The following is a 4,945-nucleotide window of genomic DNA, read 5'->3' as shown; positions in this document are numbered from 1 at the left end:
CCGGTGGCCGAGGGCGTGGCGGGGGCGGCCGCGGGGTCCCCGTACGGCACCGTCGCGTCCGACGGGCCCGTGCCCGGGAGGTCCGGCGACGCCGCGGGGGTGCCGGCGGGGGTCGCCGGGGTCGCCGGGGTCGCCGACGCGCCGGCAGGAGTCGCGTCCGCGGTGAGCGCGGTCGCCGCGCGGGCCTCGGCGATGCTCGTGCGTCGCACCGGCTCGGCGGGCCGGGCGGGCTCGGACGCCGTCGCCGCCGGAGCCGTGCCCGCGGCGGGGGTCGTCGGCAGCGGCGCGGTCGGGGAGCCGGTGCCGTCGGAGACGGTCGCCGTCGGGCGGCCCGCGGGGAGGGCCGACGGCGCCGGGTCCTCCGGGGCGGGCGGGGTCGGCGCGGGGCGCGACGCGCGGTGCCCGGTCGTCCCGCGGGACGGGGTGGCCGGCGGGGTGCTCGGCGGGGCGGCCGTGGTCGGCGCGGGGCTGGTCGTGTCCGGCGTGTCCACGGCGCTGCGGGCGGTCGTGCCCGGCGTGCCTGCCGCGTCCGGCGTGCTGGTCGCGTCCGGCGTGCCTGCCGCGTTCGGCGTGCTGGTCGCGCTGCTCGTGCCTGTCGCGCCGGTCGTGCCCGGCGTGCTGGTCGTGCCCGTCGTGCCTGTCGCGCCCTCCGCCGCGACGCCCGTGCCGCCGTCATCGGGCACGGTCGCCTGCGCCGCAGTCGCCGGCGTCGCGTCGTCGGCGGTGCGTGCCGTCTCCGGCGCCTCGCCGTCGCCCTGCTGCTCCCGGTCGGGGGTGCTCGTCATGTCTGCTCCCTTGCCGTGCGGGGAGCGGCCGGCGCCGCCCGTCGCGCGTCTGCGCCGTCACCCGGACGGCCCTGGTGCGTACGACGGTAGAGCGCAGCGCCGCGCGCCGCCGGGTGGGCGCGCCCGGGATGTCCGGATCGGAGGCGTCAGCGGACGCCGGCGGCCTCCGGCTCGCGCGCCGCTCCGGCGTCGCCGGTGGCCTCCGCGGCGACCTCGGCCGTGGCCGCGGGTGCGGCCGACGCGGGGGCGTCCGCCGGCCGGGCCGGGCTCGCGGCCGCGACGTTCGCGGCGCCGACGAGCAGGCCGCCGCCGACGAGGTTCCCGAGCCCCACGAACAGCACGTTCCGCGCGAACTCCCCGACCGTCGCCTCCGGCAGGCCCCCCATGAGGCCGAACGAGAACGTGGTCATGTTCGCCACGACGTGCTCGAACCCGGAGGTGATGAAGACCATCACGCAGGCGAAGATCACGATGATCTTCGCGACCTCGTTCTGCAGGCGCCCGGCGCACCAGATGGCCAGGCACACCATGAGGTTGCACATGACGCCGCGGAAGAACAGCTCGGTGCCGGTCTCGTGCGCCTTGTGCTCGACCATCGTCGCGATCATGCGACCCGCGGGGGTGTCCGGGCCCAGCGCGCCCGAGAAGTGCAGGATCGCCGCGAGCACGACGGCCCCGAGCAGGTTGCCCGCGAGGCAGGCGAGGAGCGTCGCCCCGGCGCGCGCCCACGAGATCGTGCCGCGCAGCGCGCCCTGGGTGAAGACCATCATCCCGGAGGTCGCGAGCTCGCCGCCGGCCACGACGACGATGGTCAGGGCGACCCCGAACACCAGCCCCTGCACCAGCGGCGTGAACCCGGAGCCCGCGTCGGCGAGCGGGCCGCCCGCGGTCGCCATGATGACGACGCCGAGGCCGATGTACGCGCCGGCGAGCATGGTGTTCACCAGGTAGACGCCGGGGCGGCGGGCCAGGTCGGTCTTGGTCCGGGCCGCGCGCGTCTGGTAGTCGAGGGCCTCGGCCACGGTCAGCATGGGCAGAAGCGTCCCCCGCGTCCAGGCCCGAGACGTGGGACGAAAGGCACGCCGCCGCCTCAGCGGGAGAGCGCGACGACCACCTCGTAGTGGCCCGTCTGGGGGAACATGTCGAGCAGCTGCGCCCGCCGGGGCCGCAGCGACGGCATCGCGGCGAGGTCCCGGGCGAGCGAGGCGGCGTTGCAGGACGAGTAGACGACGTCCCGCACGCCCGACGCCTCCAGCCAGCCCGCGAGCGCCGGGCCGATCCCGCGCCGCGGCGGGTTCACCACCACGAGGTCCGGGGGCTCGGCGGCGGCGAGGGCGAACGCGGTCGCGTCGCCGGTCTCGAACCGCACGCCGGTCAGCCCGAGGTCGGCGCCGCTCTGCCGGGCGCTGGCGACGGCCTCCGCGCTGGTCTCGATCCCGACGACCTCGCGCCCGGGGCGTGCGACGTGCAGCGCGAAGCCCCCGACACCGCAGTACAGGTCCCACACCCGGGTCGGCGCGGCCGCGTCCACCCAGTCCCGGCCCACCCGGTACAGCGCCGCGGCGACGTCGGTGTTCGTCTGGAAGAAGCTCTGCGGGCGCAGGTGCAGGTCGACGTCGTTCACGCGCATCCGCAGCGTCGCGCGCTCCGTCAGCACGACCTCCTCGGGGCCCTCGAGGACGGCCTTGTGCTCCGGCAGCAGGTTCGCGGACACGACCACGGCCCGCGGCAGGGCGGCCAGCAGCCACGGCAGGTGCTTGCGCAGCCGCGGGAGCGCCTCCGTGGACCGCAGCACGAACCGCAGCATCAGCTCGTCGTCGGGGGACTGGGTGACCAGCACGTACTTCAGCTCGCCGCGCCGCGCCGGCACGTCGTACGGCACCAGCCGCGCGAGGCCGATGAACTCCGCGACCACCGGCAGCGCGGCCTGCAGCGACGCCGGGTACAGGCCGCAGTCCCGCAGGTCGACGCCCGCGCCGCCGGGGTCGAGGATCCCCAGCGTCGGTGCGTCGACCGTGCCGCCGACGGCGAGCTTCGCCTTGTTGCGGAACCCGGACTCGGCGCTCGCCACCGGCGGCAGCCACTCGGGCCGCCCGGCCGGCGCGAGCAGGTCCCGGCAGCGCTCCTGCTTCGCGGCGAGCTGGTCGGCGTACGGCTGCTCGATGAGGGTGCAGGAACGGCACCGGGCGGCGTCGTAGTGGTGGCACTGCACCCCGCGATCCTACGGTCGACCCGGGTGGCGTCCCGGGCGTCCGTCAGGCCCGGGGGACCGGGACCACGGCCACCGCCCCGGTGTCGGCCCGCGGCCCCTGCGCGGCCTCCGCGACCTGCGCGACCGCCGCGGCGACGGTGGCGGCGACGTCCGGGTGGAACACGCTCGGGATGATGTACGCCGGGTTCAGCTCCTCCGGGGACACGACCGACGCGAGCGCGCGCGCCGCCGCGAGCAGCATGGCGTCGGTGATGACGTGGGACCGCGCGTCGAGCAGCCCGCGGAACACCCCGGGGAACGCCAGGACGTTGTTGATCTGGTTCGCCACGTCGCTGCGGCCCGTCCCGACGACGGCGGCGTGGCGGGCGGCCTCCACCGGGTCGACCTCGGGCCGGGGGTTCGCCAGCGCGAACACGACGGCGCCCGGCGCCATCGTCGCGATGTCGTCCCCCGTGAGGATGTTCGGGGCGCTCACGCCGATGAACACGTCCGCGCCCGCGAGCGCGTCGCGCAGCGTGCCGGTCACCCCGCGCGGGTTGGTGTGCTCGGCGATCCACCGCAGCTCCGGCGACGCGAGCGGCCGGCCGGCGTGCACGAGCCCGTCGATGTCCGCCACCACCACGTCCCGCACGCCGGCGGCGAGCAGCAGCTTCAGCACGGCCGTGCCCGCCGCCCCGGCGCCGGACAGCACCAGCCGCACGTCCTCGATGCGCTTGCCGACCACCTGCAGCGCGTTGGTCAGCGCGGCGGTCACGACGATGGCGGTGCCGTGCTGGTCGTCGTGGAACACCGGGATGTCGAGCCGCTCCCGCAGCCGCCGCTCGACCTCGAAGCAGCGCGGCGCCGAGATGTCCTCGAGGTTGATGCCGGCGAACACCGGCGCCACCCGCACGACGGTCTCGACGATCTCGTCGACGTCCGTCGTGTCGAGCGCCAGCGGGAACGCGTCGATCCCGGCGAACCGCTTGAACAGCGCCGCCTTCCCCTCCATGACGGGCAGCGCGGCGAGCGGGCCGATGTCGCCGAGCCCGAGCACCGCCGTGCCGTCCGTGACCACCGCGATGGTGTTGCGCTTGATCGTCAGCCGGCGGGCGTCGTCGGGGCGGGCGGCGATGGCCTCGCAGACCCGGGCCACGCCGGGGGTGTACGCCATCGACAGGTCGTCGCGGTTGCGCAGCGGCACCTTCGACTCGATGGAGAGCTTCCCGCCGAGGTGCATGAGGAACGTCCGGTCGCTGACCCGCTCGACGTCCACGCCCGGCAGCGCGCGCAGCGCCTCGACGATCTGCGCGGCGTGCTCCTCGCCGCTGGTCGCGCAGGTCACGTCGACGGTGATCCGCTCGTGCCCGGACGCCGTGACGTCGAGGGCGGTGACGATGCCGCCGGTCTGCTCGATCGCGGACGTCAGCTCCGACACGGCCGTGGGCCGGGCCTCGACGTGCAGGCGGGCGGTGATGGACGAGGACACGCTCGGGGTGGAGACCATGGGGTCAGTGTGGCGCGGATCACGTCCTCCCGCGCGGACCACCCTGCGGCCCCGCCGTACCCCGGCCGCACGGCCCACCCGCGCCCCGAGGCCTCCCTCGCGCTCTCCGCGCGCTCCCCGCGCAGCCCCTCTCGCACTCTCGTCGCGCCGAGATGCCAGGACACGCCCGGGGTCGCGGCCGGCCACCCGGCGTGTCCTGGTTTCTCGGTGGCGGAGGGTTCGCGCGGGAGGGGCCTGCGGGCGCGCGTGCCCCCGCGCTCCTCGCGCTCCCCGCGTAGTCCCCTCTCGCGCTCTCGTCGCGCTGAGATGTCAGGACCCGCCCGGGGTCGCGGCCGGCCCCCCGGCGTGTCCTGGTATCTCGGTGGCGGAGGGTTCGCGCAGGAGGGGCCTGCGGGCGCGCGTGCCGCCGCGCTCCTCGCGCTCCTCGCGCCCTCGCGCTCCTCGCGCTCCCCGCGTAGTCCC

3 protein-coding genes and 1 pseudogene are annotated in these 4,945 nt (G+C 76.6%); all 4 read right to left on the bottom strand.

The window, feature by feature from the left end:
* A pseudogene (locus tag AAHH18_RS10670) lies at positions 1-785 on the bottom strand (hypothetical protein); the annotation flags it as partial.
* A gap of 146 nt (positions 786-931) precedes the next feature.
* Positions 932-1,816, bottom strand: a complete 885-nt coding sequence (locus AAHH18_RS10665; RefSeq protein WP_343301602.1) for a formate/nitrite transporter family protein — start codon at positions 1,814-1,816, stop codon at positions 932-934.
* 59 nt (positions 1,817-1,875) lie between these two features.
* Complete coding sequence (rlmC, locus tag AAHH18_RS10660; RefSeq protein ID WP_283321749.1) at positions 1,876-2,997, bottom strand: 23S rRNA (uracil(747)-C(5))-methyltransferase RlmC; 1,122 nt, start codon at positions 2,995-2,997, stop codon at positions 1,876-1,878.
* A gap of 43 nt (positions 2,998-3,040) precedes the next feature.
* Positions 3,041-4,483, bottom strand: coding sequence for an NAD-dependent malic enzyme (locus AAHH18_RS10655; protein WP_343301601.1), 1,443 nt, complete (start codon positions 4,481-4,483; stop codon positions 3,041-3,043).
* Between the last annotated feature and the right edge of the window lie 462 nt (positions 4,484-4,945).

It is taken from the genome of Cellulomonas olei, from assembly GCF_039548315.1.
Taxonomy (GTDB): Bacteria; Actinomycetota; Actinomycetes; order Actinomycetales; family Cellulomonadaceae; genus Cellulomonas.
This window is presented reverse-complemented; position numbering and strand designations above follow the sequence as displayed.

Bases quoted from the DNA above. Each gene is read 5' to 3' on its own strand.
- AAHH18_RS10665 (WP_343301602.1), bottom strand. From the start codon at position 1,816: ATGCTGACCGTGGCCGAGGCCCTCGACTACCAGACGCGCGCGGCCCGG.
- AAHH18_RS10655 (WP_343301601.1), bottom strand. From the start codon at position 4,483: ATGGTCTCCACCCCGAGCGTGTCCTCGTCCATCACCGCCCGCCTGCAC.